The organism is Mucilaginibacter sp. UYCu711, from assembly GCF_050433825.1.
Taxonomy (GTDB): Bacteria; Bacteroidota; Bacteroidia; order Sphingobacteriales; family Sphingobacteriaceae; genus Mucilaginibacter.
Map to the genome: position 1 here is coordinate 510476 of NZ_JBNPWM010000002.1, position 20969 is coordinate 531444.

The following is a 20969-nucleotide window of genomic DNA, read 5'->3' on the forward strand; positions in this document are numbered from 1 at the left end:
TGTCGCTAATTACTTTTTACGTTGACCCGGTTTAGGCAATACCATATGTGTGGTGGCCCAGGTTTGCCATAAGCCATCTAATTCTTTTACCTTATCGGGATATTGGTCTTTTAAGTCGGTTGTTTCTGTGCGGTCTTCGGCAAGGTTAAACAGGTGCCAAACATGGTCATTTGTTGACACGATTTTCCAATCGCCGGATCGGGCATAACGCGCCTGGAAATGCTCGTTAAACAATTCCTGGTGACCGACAGCGGCCTTTCCCTCAAATGACGGAACCAGGCTAATCCCCGGTGTTGCCGGGATAGCGTTGCCTTTGTAAGTTGCAGGGTAAACAGCACCTGCCAGCTCATTGAAAGTAGTCATGAAATCCATCACGTGGCCGACTTGTTTGCTGAAACTGCCTTTGGGCGCAGTTATACCTTTTGGCCAAAATGCGATCATCGGCGTATGCGCCCCGCCTTCGTATGACTCGGCTTTCCATAAGCGATACGGCGTATTAGCCACATTGGCCCAACGCTGTCCTATTGATGAGTACACTAACTCTGACCCCGGTACATTATCCTTCTTTAATGAGTAACTGATCTTGCGGCCGTCGCGGGTTTCGCTCGGGCGGTCAAAGCCAGGGCCGTACCCTGGTGCGCTTTCGGCACTGGCACCGTTGTCTGATAAGAATACGATCAGTGTATTATCCAGCTGGCCATTTTTACGTAAGGCAGCAATAATGCGGCCTATGCCCTGGTCCATACAATCTATCATGGCTGCGTGTACGGCCATCAATTGAGCGTCGTAATCTTTATCATGGTTGTTCTCCCATTTCAGGTTATCATTCCAACGTTGCGATAGTTTGGTTGTTTTAGGATCGATGAGCCCCAGCTTTATCATTTTTTGATATCGCGCTTCGCGGATAGCATCCCAGCCACCTTTGTAGGTGTCTTTATATTTGGCTATATCTTCCGGCTTGGCATGCAGCGGCCAGTGCGGGGCGTTCTCGGCTACGTATAAAAAGAAGGGTTGTTTTGATTTAGAGTAGCCGTTAATATAAGCTACCGCGGTATCATTTATAGCATCGGTATGATAATAGTTTTTTGGTACGCTGGTGATAGGCTTGGTGCCGCTCACTAAACTGAACGGATCAAAAAAATCAACCACTCCCCAAATCGTTCCAAAATATTTTTCAAACCCACGGCTGGTTGGATACTGGCTGATGGGTGAAAACTCCGGGTATTCTTTATGATGATTTAACCAGGCCAACTGCTCCTGCGCATCAGGCTGTCCAGGCGTGTTTGACACATGCCACTTGCCCGACATGGCAGTATGGTAGCCGGCCGTTTTTAAAACCTCGGCAAGGGTTACGGCATTATCTGTAAGGTGGCCCAGGTAGCCAGGTGCATCTTCTTCGTCACTCATTTTACCTATACCCGCCTGGTGATTATACAAACCGGTAAGCAATGAAGCCCTTGTTGGGCAGCATCGCGAAGCATTATAAAAAGTAGTAAACCTTATACCGTTTTGCGCCAGGTAATTAATGCTGGGCGTATTGATCTCGCCCCCATAACAGCCCGCATCGCTAAAGCCCATATCATCGGCCAGTATAACGATAATGTTTGGCCGCTTTGGAGCGGGAGGTGCCTTTGGCTTTACCGTCCAGGCCAGTAACGCTACAGACGCGCCAACAACCGGCAGCAACAGGTACAGTTTATTATATTTCATGGCAATAGGTTATGAAGCGCCTAATTTATTATTTATTTACTAATTACTTATGCATTAATCGTCGGCGCCGTTTTTGGGCTGGCGGGTTAAAGCCTGCATTTCTGTTTCTATACCCTTGTCGTTTTGCTGTTTCATAAAGGTGGTTAACTTGGCCTGCAAGTCTGTTTTTACAGATGTGTATTTAGGATCGTCAGCCAGGTTTTTCAGGTTGAATGGATCATTAACCACATCATACAGCTCAAACTCCGGGCGCACTTGGTAAAAGGCAGAGCGGGCAGGATCCGTTTGTTTCCACTCCTTAAAAAACGGCATGTTTACTACCGTATTCTTAAAGGTCGCTTTAAAGTTTAAGTTATGAATGTACAAAAACTGCTTATTACGCGCAGAACGGCTCGGGTAATTATCGCTGCCCTGTATAATGCCACGGGTAGTGTGTTCGGCAAAAACATAGTCGCGCACATGGGTTTCTTGTCCCAGCAATACTTTCTTAAAGCTGACGCCATCAAAGCCCGTTTTGCCATTGCCGTCTTTTGATCCGGTGTTTATTTTGGTAGGGTCACCGCCTATAATGTCTATCAGCGTTGGGGTGATATCGATATATTCCAGCATGGCAGGGTTACGGGTTCCCGGCTTAATTTTACCCGGCCATTTAGCAATAAAGCCTGAATGCAGGCCCTGGTCATACAACGTCCATTTAGAGAATGGGAACGAGTTGCCCTGCTCGGTAACGAACATGATTATAGTATTATCCTCCTGGCCGGTGCGCTTAACAATATCTAAAGTAACGCCTATAAGACTATCCAGATAAGTTATTTCTGCAAAGTATTTTGCCATTCGGCGACGGGTAAGCTTGGTATCAACCATGTTTGGGCCGAGTTTTACTTTATCAGGATCATAAGCCGATTGATTGCCGCGGGTATAAGGCTCGTGCGGCTGGTTACTGGTAAACATTAAGTAGAAGGGTTTATCGGTATGTGTCTTCACCCAATCTTCGGCTTTACTTAAGTCGACATCTATACCCGAACCATCGTCATGTTCTCGTCCGCCTAAAAAGTCAAATGGATACGACTCATCGGGCGCATAATGTCTTTTGCCAATTATGGCCGCGTTATAACCTAACTGTTTTAAGTAGTAAGGCAGCGTTTTAATACCTTTATAGATCATCGTATGGTTAGGATAAGCACCGCTGCGCACTGGTCCGATACCTGTTAAAAGCGACTGCCGGGTTGGCGAACAAACCGGCACCATGTTAAACATACCATCCAAACAAACACCCTCGCGGGCAAGCCTGTCCATATTTGGTGTATGTACCTGCGTGCTACCGAAAGGACCGATATCGGTCATGGTCAAATCATCAGCCATTATAAATACGATGTTGGGGCGGCGGTCTTTTTGTTTTGCAGGTTTTATTGATAGCGATGGTTTTAGCGCCAATAATGCGCCAGAACTTACCAGTATTACCCAGATAAGCACCGCTTTTACCCCATTTTTTTTATTAAATATCGTCATAACACCTCTTATTTTAAATGCGGAATGGTTTTCCACCACATCATTAATTTATCTTTTAGGTCGGCAACTTTTTGCGGCTCGTTGGCGGCAACGTTGGTCGATTCTTTTTTATCTTTTAGGATATTGTACAATTGGATATCCGTACCGTCGCTGTTCATTAACAATTTCCACTCTCCTGAACGTACCGCCAGGTTAGGGCTTTTGTCGGTAGGACGCGGATAGTTAAAAGCGATGTTATTACGGCCATATTCCCAAAACAGGTCCTTGCCGCGAAGTGATGGTTTGCCTAAAAGTACCGGTCCCCGGTCCATGCCATCGCCTTTATAACCTGCCGGTAACGTAATACCGGCAAATTTGGTGAGGGTGGGCATCAGGTCGAGTGAACTTAGTTCAGAGCTTTCATCAATGGTTGCCGCAGGCACATGCCCGGGCCATTGGATGATAAATGGCATGCGGGTGCCGCCTTCGTATAAAGATAGTTTTGATCCGCGCAAGCCCATCGCCCGGCTCCCTCTGAAACTTGGCAGCGGGCCGTTATCGCTGGTAAAGATCACGATGGTGTTTTTATCGGCACCCATAGCTTTTAGGCCATCAAGCAGGCGGCCTATTTGTACATCGTACTCTTTCAGCACACCTTTAAAAGCAGCTTCTTCCTCGGGGTTCATAGGGTATTTGCCGGTGTATTCGGTTTCCTTGCGCGGCACCCATGGGGTGTGCACATCATCGGGCCAAAGGTTTATGAAGCAGGGCTGCCCCTTATGTTTTTGCATAAAGGCAAGGGTTTTATCCACAAAGTATTTGGTGCGGTCCCAGCGTTTGATGCTGTCCTTGTCCGACCAGATCCAGTTTGTAGCCGTCAATAGCGGATCGGGGTCCGGGCTTTCATAGGTGCTGTTATGCTCATCTATGCCATATTGCTCAAAGCCCGGCGCGTTTGTTACATCGCGGCCGCCGCCCATGTGCCATTTACCAAAGTGGCCCGTAGCATAGCCTGCATTTTTAAAGATGCGGGCAATGGATGGGGCTGCCGGGTCAAGGAAATCGGCCTGCTCGGCATTTTTATTGTGTTTCTTATTATCCAGGAAAGTAGAGAAGTTCCACCTTGCCGGGTTCATGCCGGTTAACATTCCAGCCCTTGATGGCGAACAAATGGGTGCCGCGCTATAATATTGGGTAAATTTGCGGCCGTTTTTTGCAATGCGGTCGATATTGGGCGTAGGTACAAAATTACCGCCGAAGCAGCCTACATCGCTAAATCCCATATCATCAGTTAATATAATAATGATGTTGGGGCGATTGGCCGCCCGTTGCTTTACCGGTGCTGGCTTTTCTTTCCAGGCTAACAGGCCGGCAATGGCTATGCATGTACAAAACACGCTTGTTAAAAGGCTAACTTTTTTCATGGAATAAAACAGGTTATATTAGGGTTAGCCCTGCGGGCATTTTGCTAAGTTATATATTGTTATGCAAATAACCTGTCAGCTTTATGGCTTGTATCGCTTCTTTTACATCATGCACCCTTAAAATATTGGCGCCTTTGGTTAGGGCGATGGTATTTAATACGGTGGTGCCGTTTAAAGCATCGGCAGCGGTGCCGCCCAATAAGCTATAGATCATTTTTTTGCGGGATACGCCTACCAATAGGGGCAGGCCCAGCCGGTCGAACTCTTCTAATCGGTTTAACAGCGCGTAGCCATGCTCCGGTTTTTTGGCGAAACCAAACCCCGGGTCAAGTATCACATCATTAACCCCTAAGGTTTTTAACTGTTGATATTTCTCAACAAAATAATCAAGCACCTCGTTAAAAACATCATTGTATTGGGCAAGGCTGTTCATGGTTTTTGGGTCGCCTTTCATGTGCATCAGGATATAAGGAACCTGCAGCCGCGCAACAGTAGCAAACATATCAGCATCCAACTGCCCGCCCGAAATATCATTAATAATATGCGCCCCTGCTTTTATGGCAGCTTCGGCAACCGAAGCCCGAAAAGTATCTATCGATATGATAGCATCCGGGAAACGGGTAACGATGGCTTCAACAACAGGTAGCAACCTGCCGGTTTCTTCCTGTACCGAAATATCATCGGCACCGGGGCGCGAGGAGTAGGCCCCAAGATCAAGAAAAGTGGCGCCATCGGCCAGCATTTTTTCGGCTTGTTGCAGCGCATCGGCTACGGCGGGCTGGCGGCTATCGGCATAAAAAGAATCGGGCGTAAGGTTAATTATGCCCATTACTTTTGGTGTGGATAAATCAATCAGTTTACCGCCAGTGTTTAGCGTCAGTTTTTTATGAAAAAATGTATCTTTAGCCATCGATATGATCTGATAAAGGTAATCCGACTTTAACAAAAATCATAATCGTTAATGTTTATAAAGTGTGGCCCCCTAATCAGGCGCAATAATGGGATGGAATTGGCCCTGCAACCACACTGTTTGTTAGTAAAAATATTCCGCTATAATACACGTCTTGAACAATACATCATCAGAGTACGAAGCAGTAATTAATGTTTGCAAAGCCCTTTTCATGAAGAAGACCCATGATTATGGTACCGCCTGGCGCATATTGCGTTTAGAATCCATCACCGACCAGATCTTTATCAAAGCGCAACGTATCCGTACGCTCGAAGAGAAAAAAGTATCAAAAGTTGGCGAGGATATTACCGGCGAGTATATTGGCATAGTAAACTATTGTGTTATAGCTATGATGCAGCTGGAGTGCGATGCGGAAACCCCGGTTGAGTTAGCAACCGACCATGTGGGGCGTTTGTTTGACGAAAAGGTTAAAGAAACAAAGGACCTGATGTTTGCCAAGAACCATGATTATGGCGAGGCGTGGCGCGATATGCGTATTAGCTCGTTAACCGATCTGATATTGATGAAGCTGCTGCGTGTAAAACAAATTGAAGACAATAAAGGCCTTACCCTGGCATCAGAAGGGATAAAAGCCAACTATCAGGATATTTTAAATTACTCGGTATTTGCATTGATTAAACTGGACGTAAAATGAAAAACGGCTTAATATGGTTCTGCAGAATTAGCGTAGGCTTATTATTTATCTTCTCGGGCCTTATAAAAGCTAATGATCCGCTGGGGTTTTCCTATAAACTCCAGGAGTATTTCGAGGTTTTCCACATTACATTTTTAAATAGTGTAGCCTTATGTTTTGCCATATTGCTTTGCGCTATGGAAATGATATTGGGTTTCGCGCTGTTAATTGGGGTATACAAAAAGCTGGTTGCCTGGGGGTTGTTGCTAATCATCATCTTCTTTTCGTTTTTAACATTTTACTCGGCGTTTTTTAAAGTGGTGCAAACCTGCGGCTGCTTTGGCGACGCCATACCGTTAACGCCGTGGCAATCATTCAGCAAGGACCTGGCGTTGCTGCTGCTGATTGTTGTGTTATTTAAAAACAAAGAAAAAATATCGCCGGTATCTAGCGAAGAAACGGGCGAGCGCTTATTAATGGTATCTATGGTGTTAGCAGTAGGCTTTGGTTGTTTTACCTATAGTTTTTCGCCGGTAGTGGATTTTTTGCCGTATAAAATTGGAGCCAATATCCCCGACGAAATGAAAACCCCGCCCGGCGCCATGCCCGACGAGTTTGAGCTGACCTATAACTTAAAGAACAAAAAATCCGGCGAAGCCAAAACCATGACCGATAAGGAATATATCAAGTCGGGCATATGGAAAGATACCAACTGGCAGGTTATAGGCGATCCCGAAAGCAGGTTGGTTAAAAAAGGGTTTACACCTAAAATCGCGGATCTTTCTATCCAGGATGCACAACGTAACGATTATACCAAAGAGTTGTTAAGCAATCCTTTTTATAGCCTGGTAATTGTAGCTTATGATTTGAAAAAGACGGATACCAGCGCTATTAACCGCTTAAACGCGCTGGCTGTAAACCTTACACAAAATTTTAACACACGTACCATTCTGCTTACTTCAAACTCGGCTGCAGATGCTACGGTATTTGCAAAAAGGCATCGTCTGATCAGTGAGATATTTTATGCTGACGGGGTGCCTTTAAAATCAATGGTACGCGCCAACCCGGGTATAATTTTGCTAAAAAACGGCACCATAGTTAACAAATGGCATTTCCATGCCATGCCGGATTATGAGCATTTGACCAAAGAATACTTTTTGAAGCAATAAATGATCAGCTACCTTATCCGTAAATTTTTTTATGGCTCGGCAGTAATGCTGGGCATTGTGGTGGTGGTGTTTTTCCTGTTTAATATCTTACCGGTGGACCCGGCCCGCATGACCCAGGGCCAACGCGCCGATGTGCAATCATTACAAACCGTGCGCAAAGAGTTTGGGTTGGATAAGCCCCTGCCGGTGCAGTTTGCCTATTACATGAATGACCTGTCGGCCATAGGCATCCATTTAAATACGCCTGCCGAGCAGCAACGCTATCATTATGTAAAGTTGTTTGCTGTATCAAAATATAAGGTGGTGGCGCTAAAGTGGCCTTACCTGCGCAGATCATATCAAACCAGTAAAGATGTGGTGTCATTGCTTTTAGAGGTGGTACCCAATACCCTGATCCTGGCTACAACAGCTATGCTGTTTGCCATTTTGATAGGCGTGTTTTTAGGGATAATAAGCGCGGTACATAAAGATACCTGGATCGACCGGTCGGCGCTGGCTTTTTCAACTTTAGGGATTTCGGCCCCGTCGTTTTTCGCGGGGATTATCATAGCCTGGTTGTTTGGTTTTGTATTGAGTAAATATACCGGGTTAAATATGTCGGGCAGCTTATATAGTTATGATCCGTTTAAAGGCGAGGTTATTACCTGGAAGAATTTAATACTACCCATGGTTACCCTGGGTTTTAGGCCGCTGGCTATAATTGTACAGCTTACCCGCAACGCCATGTTAGATGTATTGGGCCAGGATTATATCCGCACCGCTAAAGCAAAGGGACTAAGTAACAATGTAATCATTTATCGCCATGCTTTAAAAAACGCGCTTAACCCGGTTATTACCGCTATTGCTACCTGGTTTGCTTCGTTGCTGGCAGGATCGTTTTTTGTAGAGTATGTATTTGGGTATAATGGGCTGGGTAAAACTACAGTTAGTGCATTGGAGATGTCTGACTTCCCGGTAGTAATGGGTTCTATTTTATTTATTGCTTTTATTTTTGTGGTGATAAATATTTTGGTTGATGTTGTTTATGTTTGGATTGACCCAAGAGTAAAGTTACAATGAAGATATTTTTTGTGGGATTTATGGGATGCGGCAAAACCACCTGGAGCCGCAAGCTTGCCAGCCACCTGGGCTATGAGTTTATGGACCTTGACCATATGTTGGAAGAAAAGGCAGGCATGACCATAGCCGAATATTTTTTACAGCATGGACAGGACGCGTTCCGGCTATTAGAATCATCTATATTAAAAGATACGGTATATCCCGAAAACGTCGTAGTATCAACAGGTGGTGGGCTGCCCTGTTTTTTCGATAATATGGAATGGATGGGTGCAAATGGGCAAACGTTATATATCAAACTATCGCCTAAAGCATTGGCCGTCCGGTTAGATAAAGGTAAAGCTACCCGCCCCTTAATTGCCGGTTTACACGGTGATGAACTGGTGGCTTTTATTGCCGAAAAGTTAGCCGAGCGCGAAAGGTTTTATGAACAGGCTACCCATATTGTTAATGGCATAGATATGAGCGTTGAAATGTTAACGGCAACTATTAAAGCAGGCCGGGGTATTAAGTAATAAGCAATTTTGGAGTTAAGCGGCCTCTACGCTTAATAAGGCTGTTGATAATTCAACACGGCCAACGGGTTTTACTAAATAAGCAATTGGCTCTGTACGCATTGCGTCGCATACGATGGTAGTATCGGTAATTGATGATTGGTATATAACCGGGATATTTAAGTGCTTTTTAATATAAGCGCCCAGGTCAATGCCGTTCTTTTGCCCACTAAGCATAATATCAGTAATAACCATATCAACATTACTAAGCTCTAACTGAACTATTGCATCTTCATATGATTCAGATACGCCAACCACATTATGGCCAAGCCTAACCACAAGGTGTTTAAGCGCGGCCGCCATTATTGGCGAATCTTCAACGATAAAAATGTTCAGTTTTAACATTAGTTGTATCAGGTTAAGAGTGACGGACTTTAGAAGGACACGAAAGGCTACGGCTAATACCAAAGAGTTACTTTAACTATTATGTAAAACTAACGTATAAAGTAAAGTTTGCACTATTTTAACTGTGGACAAATAATGGACAAATAAATAAATTTATAGAAAGGCTTGGCCGGACAGTGAATAAATTTTTAGTGTATTTGAAGCGGTTTTAGGGTGGACATGGCCGGGTTAAACCCGTTGCTATATAGCAGCAACAATGGTTTCAATACTTTCGTCTTTATTAAGGTCTATTTTTTTACGGAGGCGTTGTTTTGATTTTTTTACCCCTTCAACTGTAATGCCCAGCATATTTGCCATTTCATTATTACTAAGCTGCAGTTTAATTAACGACAGTATCCGTGTATCAGTAGTTGTAATATTTGGGAACTTTTGTTTTATCGCATCAAAAAATCCGGTATGTACTTTTGCAAATAGTTTTTTAAAGCTATCCCAGTTTTCATCAGTCATGATGTGTGCTTTTATCAAATTGTCCAGGTTTTCCCTGTCTGCCGCGCTAATGTGCTGCAGTTGAAGATGTTCTATTTCGGCCTTAAATTCTTCAATTACTTCATTTTTTTGTTTAAGGTTTTCGGTGAAGTAAAGTAATTCAAGCCCTGCATTTTTCAGCTCCTCATCAAGTAACAGCTTTTCTGATATTAAAAGGTCCTTGCGTTTTTTCTCTTTGATATAAAACAACACGGCTATGGTCACCAGTAAAATCAGCATCAAAATAATAGCGTTCCGTTGCAGCGTCTCTATTTCGGCTTTATCATTAAGCAGGCTTATTTCTTTATCCTTTTTTGCGGTTTCATATTTTACCTGCAGCTCGCTTATCTGTTTTACATTATCCAATACTTTAAGCGAGTCGCGCATACTCCGCATCCGGGTGTAGTGGGCTAATGCATCTTTATAGTTATTGGTAGAGATATAACAATCATAAATATGCCCATGGATCTCCATTACGCGATAAGGTTCTTTTAACCGGGTAGCGATCTTCAGCGCCGAATCCAGCAGCGCAATGCCTTGGGCTTGTTTCCCCTCAAAATAATTAGCCTGGCCCAGCCAGGAGTAAGCATATGTTAATGATCGTTGCTGGTTGTATTTGGTAGCCAGTTTAACACCCTTATTGCCATAATAGTAAGCTTTGGCAAAATCGCGCTGGTCTTTATAATACTGGCAAATGTTGTCATAAAAACGGATCCGCAGGCGCTCATACTTTGGGCTTGATTCGGCAATTTTCAATGCCGCCAGGTTTAGATCAATGCTTTTATCCGGGCCCGGCTGCCCTCCACCCAGGCTTACTGCACGGGTAAACATCGCTTTTAAGCCCAGCAGTGCAATGATCTCTGATGAGTCCTTATTAGCAACTGCAGCACTTAAGCCACTTTCGGCGGCCTTAAAAGCCATGGCGTAGTTTGTAGTTTCTTTATGCAGGTTGGCAATGGTGCCATAGATGTGCGAGAGAGCGGGCCTTATATTATATTTTTCAGCATCGGCCAGGCATTTAATAGCCAGGGTCATTGCCTTTTTATGATCGGCACCCTGCCAGTAATATTTGGTTTCAAACAGCTCGGCATAAACCAGGGCCCGTTTATCGCCCGATGCCTTATTTATCTCATAAAGCCTTGCGGCAATTATTTGTGAAGAGTCGTTACTGGCGCTTTCTACGCGCTTGCCGGCAGCTATCAGCTTGTTGATCTCGGCTGTATTGCTGCCGCCTGATTGCTTCTTGATTAATTGATTGCCGGAGTTATTGCATGCCGATAAACTTATTAAGAGCCATACGGCAATAAAAAAACTATTTACAGCGGCTTGTTTAAACATTCAGGGACAGTGAATTAATATGAGTTGCGTAACAAATATACTAATGGTTAACAATGTTTTTTAACTTTCAATAAATAGTGCCTTTATTGTCAGATAGGCCGGTGATGAAAAGTGGTTTTTCTGTTTCAAAAGGGTAATAAAAATGCCTATTATTGAAACTGCAAAACCGCAACAGCTAAAGTAGTACCCAATATGATAAAGCATATTTTAATGAGGATGATAGGAACGTTGGATATTAAGTTCAATTTTAATGTTCTTAAAAAAAGGAAACTTACCATTGGCTCATCAAAAATTAAACTGGGGAAAGAGTGGATCTTATCTGAATATGACGCGTTGGATGCAAGCAAAGCATCAGACTGGCAACGCCTTTTTGGTGATGAACGCTTAACCAATATTTTAGCCGAGCACGTTTGGGAGCATATCCCGGACGAGGAAACCCGCCTGTCAAACCAAAACTGTTATGACTGGCTGGCAAAAGGCGGCCGCCTGCGTATAGCAGTACCCGACGGCAATAACCCCGACAAAGAATATATTGAATGGGTGCGTATTGGCGGTACCGGTATTGGTGCCGACGATCATAAAATATTATACACCTACGACGTGATGAAATCCCGCCTGGAGAAAGCAGGCTTTAGGGTGGAGCTATTGGAATATTGGGATGGGGACGGCAAATTTAATTATACTGACTGGACACTCGACGGAGGCCTGATCCACCGCTCGCGCAGGTATGACCCAAGAAACCAGGGCGGAAAATTAGGCTACACCTCTTTAATAGTTGATGCGGTAAAAGATTAGTACGAGCCAAACCCTACAGGGCTTCAACGCATTTTTTGCCATTTATTTATATAAATTAAAAAATGAAAGCTTTAAAAAACGCGTTTCTAATCACTCTTATTTTATTTTCAGGGCTATTAAATGGCGGCGCGTATGCGCAGAGCAACCCTGTGCTGGAAGGCATTGCCGATGCCGGCGCCATAAATTTTAACGGAAAGTATTACCTGGCCGGCGTAGCTACCAACGGTGGTTTTTATGTGTCAGACGACCTGGTAAAATGGACCGGGCCGGTGCATGTTTTCTCGATGGATAACGACTGGACAAAGGGCAAGCCGTTCGGCGACAACCAGATCCATGCTGCCGATATCCACTATTGGAACGGGAAGTTCCATTTTTATTGGTCGGTAAATTTTTGGGGGGCAAAAAACATGACAGTGCATGTGGGCCACGCCGTTGCCGAAAATATACTCGGCCCGTATGTAGAGCCGGTTAAAAAAACCTGGTTTGATAGCCGGATAGACGCCAATCTGTTTATAAATACTGATAGCACATTTTATTTCTACACCGCGAAATTTACCGACGGCAATACCATATGGGGGCAACCAATGGCTGATCCGTGGACGTTTAAAGGACAACCTAAATATTTGTTTAACTCGTTACCCGAAACCTGGGAACGGTATGACAATAATGTTAACGAAGGCCCCTGGGTGATGAAATACCGGTCGAGGTATTACATGATGTATAATGCTAATCACTCCGCTAATCAATATGGCAACTATGCCTTGGGGGTAGCCGAAGCCGATGATCCGCTTGGTTTTAACAGTGGGGCTAAATACGGGCAGCCCGTTGTGCAGCAAAACTTAACGGATAACCCGGATGAGCTAAGATATTTCTTTACCTCGTCGCTTGAAAATTTTACTAACTGGAAATACACCTTCGATAAACCAGCCGATAAATGGATGGAACCCGGCTTTGCAGATACCGGCTGGCAAAGCGGCGAAAAAGGATTTGCCAACGAGATAACAAAAGGAAGTACCGTCCTTAGAAGACAAACCATTTGGAACAGCGACGATATTTGGGTACGGAAACAATTTACTATGAAGACACCGCCATCAGACTACCTGCAACTGTTGGTTAACCACGGCGGCCCAACCGAAGTATATATTGATGGCCAGCAAGTGTATAGCAACACCGCGACTAACTACGCTACCATTAATTTGACTAAAGAGGTAATACAAAAGTTAAAAGCCGGCAATAATGTAATTGCCCTGCATAGCAAAAGAGGACGGCGATCTGTCAATTTAGATATTGACCTGGTAGATCCGTTGACCAAACCGGGCGATGATATTTTGTTTAATCCCGGTCAGCCTAATATCTTGAAAGGGCCTAACGGTTTTGAGTGGTGGCTGATATATTTCGGAATTAAAAACGGCGGAAGGCGTGGCCAGTTTGTGAACCGGGTTGTTTTTAACGACCATGAATTAACTGTAGATGGCCCGACAGGAAGCAATACACCGGGCTATCACCCAAACCCATCGGCCCCTATATTTGGCGACATTTTTGAATCGGCTGATAAGGCAGATCTTAAAGCTAAATGGGACATCAGGGCCGGTAACTGGCAGATTAAAAACGGCGAGCTAAAACAATCAGATGAGGTAAATAAAACCAGTGCCCTGATAAAAAGCCATAAAACAGGTAATTACTTGTTTAAGATCGGTGTAAAAAACGACTCACATAAAAAAGGCAACTCTGGCATTATAGCCTATTATGCCAGCGCTGCAAACTTTCTGGAAATTGGGTTTAACCCAAAAGAGGGAAACTGGTATTCAAGATTAATGAAGGACGGGAAGGAATCTGTTAAGAAAAACAAGCTGTCTAAAGAGTTTAATTTTGATGTTTATCATAGCCTGTCGGTATATAAAAATGATAAACGGTTTGATGTGGAGATTGATGACAACCCGGCGCCGGGCAACAATAAAATAAACTCAGCTTTCGTGGCGCAAGGTATCCCGGGACTGTTTACTGAAAAAAGCAGTGCTTCATTTGATGGCGCTATTTATACCCCGGGATGGGATGAATACAATTCTATAATCACCGGCTGGAAACCGGGCAATAGTGAGGCCGGCAAGTGGATCGTTTCTGATAAAGGGATCTCTTTGGCTGAAAGTAAAAGTAGCTTTTCAGTCTTTAAGGGTGACTTGTTAAACCAATATGAATTTGGCACCCAGATCTATAAAAGCTTAAATACCTCGCCCGATAAAGGAACGGCAGGCATTTACCCGGTTTTTACAGACAAGGATAATTACTTGCAGGCAGGATTGGATTTTGAGAAGGGCAGCCTTATTGTCTCCGGAAAAATAAACGGTAAAGAGGCTGTAAATACAACGTTCCCGCTTAAACGAAAGATGGTTAAATACCCGGACCCTAAATATGGCGATGGATTAAACAAGTATTATCCGTTAAAGAAAAATACCGTATTGTCGTCATTAGAGGTAGTAAAATCTGTTTATGATAAAAATGAGTTCGCCACTAATACGTTTGATAATTTAAACGTGTTTTACCTGCACAACAGCGAGTGGTTAAAGCTTGATTTCAAAGTAGTGTCGCGCGAAGACGAGGCTGTAAATAAAATTGAATTTGCTAAAATAACTGCGGATGCAATAAGGTTGGTAAGCTCGACAGCCGATAATTCTGTACATGTTTATAAGCTGTATGTTACTGAGGAAAAAACGTCTGACTATAATTTGCGTGTAGTTAAGTTAAACGATAAAGTCATCATGTTTCTTGACGGTAAACAAGTAGCTGAGATAAAAGGGGCATGGCCCGCATCGCAGGTAGGTTTATTTGGTAAGGATACGCCGATTACGTACAATGGCATAACTTTGTTTGAAAAATAAGGCCAGTTATGGAAATAATGATTGGGATAGCTGCTTGCTGACTATTTTATTGATCGAAAAAAGAATAAATGACGAATTTGGGCTATTTTACAGAAATGGAATATTCTTTTTTTACACTAAATGTAATTTTAGTTATAAATTTATTGAATTATTGTAATATTTTTCATTCAAGTTGTAAAAAGTATTAATAATTATGATGCATACCCGGTTTAAATTGCTTACAATTGTATTGTTAACTGATCTTATTAATATAAAATGAAAAAAATAACCCTACCTGATAGCGAAAAAGGTTGTTTTTTGTGTTCGGGGTGCCTTAAAGAGTGGATTCCGGCAATTTTAGCGCACAAAAAAAACTATAAAGTAAAAAAAGGTGAGGTTATTTTTAAAGAGGGTGACCCTGTAAACGGTATTTTCTTTGTAAATACCGGCATTATAAAGGTCCATAAACGTTGGGGGGCCGATAAAGAGCTTATATTAAGGTTTGCCAAAGAGGGCGAAATATTCGGACATAGAGCGTTAGGAGGTAATGGTACCTATGCCATATCGGCAACCGCGGTGCAGGCCGGCATTGTTAGCTATGTTGATATGGAATTTTTTGAGGCGACGTTAAAAGTAAACGCCGAATTCACCTTTAATCTTTTAATGTTTTTTGCCCATGATCTGCGTGTATCTGAACGGAAAATGCGCAACCTGGCCCATATGCCGGTAAAAGGGCGCGTTGCCGAGGCTTTAATTATGTTAAAAGACCAGTTTGGGTTAACCAGGGATGGTTTTATAAATATTGAACTGAGCCGCCAGGACCTGGCATCATACTCCGGCGCCACTTACGAAACTGTTTTCAGGGTAATAAATGAATTGATACACGAAGGACTTTTGGTGCTATCGGGTAAAAGTATTTCTATTGCAAACCTTGGGCGACTTGAAAAACTAACCCAAGATATAGCGTAGGCTATATTTTTTACCCTTGCCTTATAATTTTATTGGACGTATTTGGTTTATTAAGCCTTGATTGTTGTTACTTTGGTCATATAAATCATTGATTTTTTAGTAAGTCGATATAATTATGACAGATATCCTTCAGCAGCCCGAATTATATGTTTTAGGCGCCGGCCCGGGCGACCCGGAACTGATTACGGTTAAGGGATATAAAATTTTGCAGCAGGCCAAAGTTGTATTGTATGATAACCTGGCCAATAGTGAATTGCTGAACCTTACCCCGCCGGATTGCGAGAAGATCTACGTCGGCAAACAACCCTACGGAAAATATACTTCACAAGAAGAGATCCACAGTTTAATTAAGCACTTTGCTTTTAGTAAAGGCAGCGTGGTGCGCCTAAAGGGCGGCGATCCGTTTATATTTGGCCGTGGTTTTGAAGAAATACTATTCGCCCGCGAGCAGGGTATTAAAACGTATTATATCCCGGGTATTACCAGTATGCAGGCATCGGGGTTGGAGGATATCCCACTTACCCATCGCGCAGTGAGCGAAGGTATCTGGGTGGTTACGGGTACAAAAAAAGACGGCACCCTATCTGCCGATCTGCGCCTGGCCATGCAAAGCAACGCTACAGTAGTAATATATATGGGGATGAAACAACTGGCATCAATAGCCGCTACTTATATTGATGCCGGATTTGGCGATATACCTGCTGCTATTATACAACATGCTTCAACAATTAAACAAAAATCTGTAAAAGGACCGGTGAAAGACCTGGTTGCATTAGCCGAAAGTCAGCAATTAACCCATCCGGCTATTATTATAATAGGTGGGGTAACCAACCTGGCTATATAAAATACGCTATCACATAGAATTGATTTAAAAAAATTAACTTTAGGAAATTTTTTTATGGAAAAAGACCAGCCTGAAGTAGAAAAGAAGATATGGGTAGACCCCGTGCTTACTTTAATGCCAATGAAAAAAATTGAATCTCATAATGCGATAGGGCCTCATGAACTTGCCGGAGATGATGATATAGCTTCAGGCTCTTAGTTGTTTTGAATAAATTATGCTGCACAATCCCTTTTCAAATATCACCATACGGTGAAGTATACTGGCTAAAAGCTAAATCTATTAAGTTTGATCGGCCCATGTTTCGTGATGCTATTGCTGCCGCGCGTAAATCAGATCCGCTTCATTCAACTATAAAAACAAAATTAGCCGACCTGGCAGAAACAGCCGGGGGGTTAAAACAAATAGTACCTGCCGGCTTAATATTTCATGTGGGCAGATGCGGTTCTACCTTATTGTCAAACGCAATTAATGCGGTTGATGGCACATTAGTATTGGCCGAACCAACTTTTATAAGTTCGCTTTTTAAAAATTATATCAGTTTTGGCGAGCAATTTTATCAGCAGAAAAACCAACAAGAGATTGAATATGCTATAAAATCATTTGTTGATATTTTAGGGAATACAGGTGATCATCATAACGGTGTTTATCTGAAATTTACCAGTTGGAATACATTGTTTTTGCAACAATTAAGTAAAATGTGGCCCAATACACCAATTGTATTTGCTTTTCGTGATCCATTAGATGTATTAGATTCTGTTCTTGGAAAAAGGATAGGGTGGATGAGGTTTTATAATGACCCTGTTATTGTTTCTGCGCTTTTAAAAGAAAAGGAAAATACAGGCGATATCTCCTTTATTGATTTTTCTATCAAAATACTGGCCCAATTATATAAGTGTGGATTACAACTTAGCCCAAATAATCTGTTAATTAATTATGGAAATAACGGGGCTGAAAATTTTGAAAAGATGTTAGCCCATTTTAATTTGGTGCAAACCCCACAAGATAAAATTAACATAGAAAATAGTACCCTTTACTATTCAAAAAATAAGTACCGAGGTGTATTTTTTGCTGATATTAATAATGGCCGTAAGGCTATATTAAATCAACAGATATTAAAGTTAGTTGAAGATAGCGGCATTATTGAAACATATAAAACATTGGCAAACCGCGCGCGTTGATGTCAGGCTTTCTTTATACCCAGTACCCCATGTTTAACCAGGGTTTTTATATTTTTTAAAACCTTTAAATGCGGGTATTTATTTTGGAGCTCTGCTACGCTGAATTCATCAGTTTGCAGCATTTCGCTAATCAATTCTTTTTCTGATAAGCGAAACTTTACATCTTTATTGCGTATAGTTAAATTAATGCTATGGGTATCTGCAGTTAAGTTTGTGTTTACCTGCTTACGCAAATAAACCACCGAATTATCGTCCAGATCTTTATTGTTTAACAAGTCATTAAAACGACCACGGTGAACCTCATACTGCCTGCCGTTGTGTTTTTGTTTAATGTCGGCAAGTAATTTATTGTAATCAATTTTTTCAAGCAGTTCAATTGATAACTCATAGATGGTATTCTTCAATTCGGTTGCGGTTACCTGGTGCCAGTTAAAAGTTTTTCTAAAACCTTCAACAGATGCGGCTTGATCGGTAATTGATTTAAACACATCAACCCAGGTTTCAACATTTAAGCCCACGGTAATATGTAACGATGTGTTGTTGGCGGTTGTGGCATCATGAATAAGACCTCTTGGAATGTATAAAGTATCGCCTTGCATTAATTGCACCTCAAGGCTGGGCTCGGGAATAAAACCTGTTTTTTTATCGAAATTATTTACAGGGAACGGCAAGGGCATGTCATATAGCCGCCAGATTTTTGAACCATATACCTGTAAAATAAATACGTCATGATTGTCATAATGCGGATCAAAAGCCTGGGCCGAAGCAGGCGTTAAATAGGTATTTAATCCAATAGTTGATTTGAAATAGTTTGATAGCTGTTGTGTAAACTCATACAATATGGGGAAAGTGATATTTAATTGCTGGCAAACTATTGATGCGCCGTCTTCAAATAAACTAAAAAGCTTTTCGTTATCAATAATTTCAGTTACATGATGTTTTATTGATGTGTTTTTTACATACAGATCATTTGGGAGTTGTATGCCATCTTTTACCATCCTTATACGTGGATATACGGTATCCTTACGTTCCAGGTAATTGGCCATAGCATCAATAGTTAATAATGATGAAAAATATCCGGGATCATTACGTTGTATCAGTAATGACTTTTTTTCAAAGTAGTTGTTATTAAAATCTTGTTCAGCTACGGGAGAAATTATTGAATAAAAATCATGCATTATTGATGGTATGACAAGCCTATTAGTTTGCCCGTAAGATATGATTTTTTGAGTTATGGAATAAATTATTACATTGCCTTATAATTGAAGATGCGGTGAAAGAATTTGACGGAACGATTATAGTTGAACGCAATGATAGTGAACTAATATCTGTCCGCCTGGGCGATGATATCGTATTAATGAACACCAATAATGGCAATTATATTGGCATGAACGCCATTGGCTGTGATATTTGGCAACTACTTACAGCACCACTTAGCCTTGATGAAATAGTATGCCAGATAGTTAACATGTATGAAGTTGATGAGCAGTATGGAAAAGACAAGGTGCAGCATTTTCTTCAACGTATGCTTGAGTGCAAAGTAATACTTGAAAGCAATAATAATTATTTATCTGCTCAATAATTGCCGTATTAATGAATACTTCTGTTCGAACCGTTGCTTTCGCAATTAATTACACTGAACCTAACTAAGATCTAATTAATATTAACGACCTGAGATTTTGCACTTTAGACCTAAGAAACTAAATTATGAAATCCCTAAGACTAATATTGCTATCAAGTGGTTTGCTGCTGAATTCAATATGTTATGCACAAAACACCGTGAATTGGTGGTTGACCAACAATGAAAAATCAGCTTTGCTGACCAAACAGTCGCCATTGACTTTTACTGCGGGTAGTAGTGATAACGTACCGGTTATTACGATTGACCCTGCGAAAAAATACCAGTCGGTTGATGGGTTTGGTTTCGCACTTACCGGCGGCAGCGCACAAAACATGATCCGCATGTCGGCAGGCGAGCGTAAAAAAATTATCCAGGAACTATTTGGTGCCGGTGCCAATGATGTGGGCATAAGTTACCTGCGTTTAAGCATTGGGTCTTCTGATCTGAATGATCATACGTTTTCCTATGATGATATCCCCGCAGGGCAAACCGATATGACGCTTGAAAAATTCACTTTAAAGGAAGATGAGCAGGATGTGATACCGGTATTAAAAGAGATTTTAGCGGTTAACCCTAATATCAAGATCCTGGGGTCGCCATGGTCGGCACCGTTGTGGATGAAATCAAACCATAATATCCAGGGCGGCAGGTTGATGGATCAATATTATGATGTTTATGCACGTTACTTTGTAAAATATATCCAGGGGATGAAAAAGCATGGTATTACTATTGACGCGGTTACCGTGCAAAATGAACCCTTTAATGATGGTAATACACCAAGTAACCAGTTCCTGGCAAAAGAGGAATTAAATTTCATCAAAAACAATTTAGGCCCTGCATTTAAAGCAGCGGGTATTAAAACCAAGATCATATTATATGATCATAATTGTGACGCGCCCGAGTACCCGATCTCTATTTTGACCGACCCTGGCGCTAATCAATATGTAGACGGCTCAGGTTTCCACTTATATGCAGGGCCAATTACTGCGATGAGCAAGGTACATGACGCGTTCCCTAACAAAAACCTATACTTTACTGAAATGATGGCCGTAAGCCGTAACGATTTTAATGTGGGCAACCCAACCGAACGGATAGTTATTGGCGCTACCCGCAACTGGAGCCGTAATGTGCTCCTATGGAACATAGCTGCCGATCCGCAAAATAAACCCCATACAGATAATGGTGGCTGCCCAAGCTGCCAGGGCGCTATTACTATTGATGGCGATAAGGTAAGCCGTAATTTGGCTTATTATACCATTGGGCATGTGTCAAAATTTGTTCCGCCTAATTCGGTGAGGATAGATAGTTCGCTACCCGATGGCCTGTCAGACGTAGCTTTTACTACGCCGGATGGTAAGACCGTTTTAATAGTTGCCAATAAGGGCAGATCGGCACAGACTTTTAAAATTGCCTGCAAGGATAAAACGGTGACGGCGCAATTAAGTGCCGCATCAGTTGCTACCTATGTTTGGTAATAGTAGATTTGTTTAACCAGTATATTTCAGTACCTGAATT

19 protein-coding genes are annotated in these 20969 nt (G+C 42.3%); 12 read left to right on the plus strand and 7 right to left on the minus strand.

All coding sequences use genetic code 11. The features are described 5' to 3' along the window. Positions 1 to 9 precede the first annotated feature (9 nt). The 4 genes from ABIB50_RS06295 to folP are packed head-to-tail and all read right to left on the minus strand — an operon-like array spanning position 10 to position 5532. Positions 10 to 1710 carry an arylsulfatase gene (locus tag ABIB50_RS06295; protein ID WP_429378194.1) on the minus strand — a complete coding sequence of 567 codons (1701 nt, stop codon included), beginning with the start codon at positions 1708 to 1710 and terminating at the stop codon, positions 10 to 12. 54 nt (positions 1711 to 1764) lie between these two features. After that, on the minus strand, positions 1765 to 3219 hold the full coding sequence (locus ABIB50_RS06300; protein ID WP_429378196.1) for a sulfatase family protein: 1455 nt from the start codon (positions 3217 to 3219) through the stop codon (positions 1765 to 1767). An 8-nt stretch (positions 3220 to 3227) separates the two neighbouring features. Next, positions 3228 to 4622 (minus strand): sulfatase family protein, encoded by a 1395-nt coding sequence (locus tag ABIB50_RS06305; RefSeq protein ID WP_429378197.1) that lies wholly within the window; start codon positions 4620 to 4622, stop codon positions 3228 to 3230. Between the two features lie 49 nt (positions 4623 to 4671). Then, entirely contained in the window at positions 4672 to 5532 is an 861-nt protein-coding gene (gene folP, locus ABIB50_RS06310; protein ID WP_429378199.1) for a dihydropteroate synthase, read from the minus strand. A 211-nt stretch (positions 5533 to 5743) separates the two neighbouring features. Between folP and ABIB50_RS06315 the strand changes: the two genes are divergently transcribed. The 4 genes from ABIB50_RS06315 to ABIB50_RS06330 are packed head-to-tail and all read left to right on the plus strand — an operon-like array spanning position 5744 to position 8945. After that, positions 5744 to 6226, plus strand: a complete 483-nt coding sequence (locus ABIB50_RS06315) for a DUF1599 domain-containing protein (protein WP_429378201.1) — start codon at positions 5744 to 5746, stop codon at positions 6224 to 6226. Continuing rightward, on the plus strand, positions 6223 to 7374 hold the full coding sequence (locus tag ABIB50_RS06320) for a BT_3928 family protein (RefSeq protein WP_429378203.1): 1152 nt from the start codon (positions 6223 to 6225) through the stop codon (positions 7372 to 7374). Before ABIB50_RS06315 ends, ABIB50_RS06320 begins: the two co-directional genes overlap by 4 nt. Then, positions 7375 to 8433 (plus strand): ABC transporter permease, encoded by a 1059-nt coding sequence (locus ABIB50_RS06325; RefSeq protein WP_429378204.1) that lies wholly within the window; start codon positions 7375 to 7377, stop codon positions 8431 to 8433. Next, the gene (locus tag ABIB50_RS06330; RefSeq protein WP_429378206.1) at positions 8430 to 8945 is read left to right on the plus strand and encodes a shikimate kinase; all 516 of its coding nucleotides are present in this window, start codon (positions 8430 to 8432) and stop codon (positions 8943 to 8945) included. Before ABIB50_RS06325 ends, ABIB50_RS06330 begins: the two co-directional genes overlap by 4 nt. Positions 8946 to 8960: 15 nt before the next feature. Here the strand turns inward: ABIB50_RS06330 and ABIB50_RS06335 are convergent, their stop codons facing one another. Both ABIB50_RS06335 and ABIB50_RS06340 read right to left on the minus strand, forming a co-directional pair. Then, positions 8961 to 9329: a response regulator gene (locus tag ABIB50_RS06335; protein WP_429378208.1), complete on the minus strand. Its 369-nt coding sequence runs from the start codon at positions 9327 to 9329 to the stop codon at positions 8961 to 8963. Positions 9330 to 9569: 240 nt separating this feature from the next. Continuing rightward, positions 9570 to 11192, minus strand: a complete 1623-nt coding sequence (locus ABIB50_RS06340; protein WP_429378210.1) for a hypothetical protein — start codon at positions 11190 to 11192, stop codon at positions 9570 to 9572. A 210-nt stretch (positions 11193 to 11402) separates the two neighbouring features. Here ABIB50_RS06340 and ABIB50_RS06345 point away from each other — a divergent pair, with 210 nt between their 5' ends. The 6 genes from ABIB50_RS06345 (at position 11403) to ABIB50_RS06370 (ending at position 17833) form a co-directional block, all read left to right on the plus strand. Beyond that, complete coding sequence (locus ABIB50_RS06345) at positions 11403 to 11987, plus strand: hypothetical protein (RefSeq protein WP_429378211.1); 585 nt, start codon at positions 11403 to 11405, stop codon at positions 11985 to 11987. Positions 11988 to 12049: 62 nt separating this feature from the next. Continuing rightward, positions 12050 to 14863, plus strand: a complete 2814-nt coding sequence (locus ABIB50_RS06350) for a family 43 glycosylhydrolase (protein ID WP_429378213.1) — start codon at positions 12050 to 12052, stop codon at positions 14861 to 14863. A gap of 255 nt (positions 14864 to 15118) precedes the next feature. After that, positions 15119 to 15811 carry a Crp/Fnr family transcriptional regulator gene (locus ABIB50_RS06355; RefSeq protein ID WP_429378215.1) on the plus strand — a complete coding sequence of 231 codons (693 nt, stop codon included), beginning with the start codon at positions 15119 to 15121 and terminating at the stop codon, positions 15809 to 15811. Positions 15812 to 15926: 115 nt separating this feature from the next. Next, positions 15927 to 16655 carry a uroporphyrinogen-III C-methyltransferase gene (gene cobA / locus ABIB50_RS06360; protein WP_429378216.1) on the plus strand — a complete coding sequence of 243 codons (729 nt, stop codon included), beginning with the start codon at positions 15927 to 15929 and terminating at the stop codon, positions 16653 to 16655. Positions 16656 to 16709: 54 nt separating this feature from the next. Then, positions 16710 to 16853 carry a hypothetical protein gene (locus tag ABIB50_RS06365; RefSeq protein WP_429378218.1) on the plus strand — a complete coding sequence of 48 codons (144 nt, stop codon included), beginning with the start codon at positions 16710 to 16712 and terminating at the stop codon, positions 16851 to 16853. 254 nt (positions 16854 to 17107) lie between these two features. Continuing rightward, positions 17108 to 17833 carry a hypothetical protein gene (locus ABIB50_RS06370; protein ID WP_429378219.1) on the plus strand — a complete coding sequence of 242 codons (726 nt, stop codon included), beginning with the start codon at positions 17108 to 17110 and terminating at the stop codon, positions 17831 to 17833. A 2-nt stretch (positions 17834 to 17835) separates the two neighbouring features. On the opposite strand, the gene ABIB50_RS06375 is transcribed toward ABIB50_RS06370, so the two are convergent. Further along, entirely contained in the window at positions 17836 to 19011 is a 1176-nt protein-coding gene (locus ABIB50_RS06375) for a cupin domain-containing protein (RefSeq protein ID WP_429378220.1), read from the minus strand. Between the two features lie 95 nt (positions 19012 to 19106). Here ABIB50_RS06375 and ABIB50_RS06380 point away from each other — a divergent pair, with 95 nt between their 5' ends. After that, entirely contained in the window at positions 19107 to 19415 is a 309-nt protein-coding gene (locus tag ABIB50_RS06380; RefSeq protein WP_429378222.1) for a PqqD family protein, read from the plus strand. Between the two features lie 125 nt (positions 19416 to 19540). Next, positions 19541 to 20929, plus strand: a complete 1389-nt coding sequence (locus ABIB50_RS06385) for a glycoside hydrolase family 30 protein (RefSeq protein WP_429378223.1) — start codon at positions 19541 to 19543, stop codon at positions 20927 to 20929. The last annotated feature ends 40 nt before the right edge of the window (positions 20930 to 20969 follow it).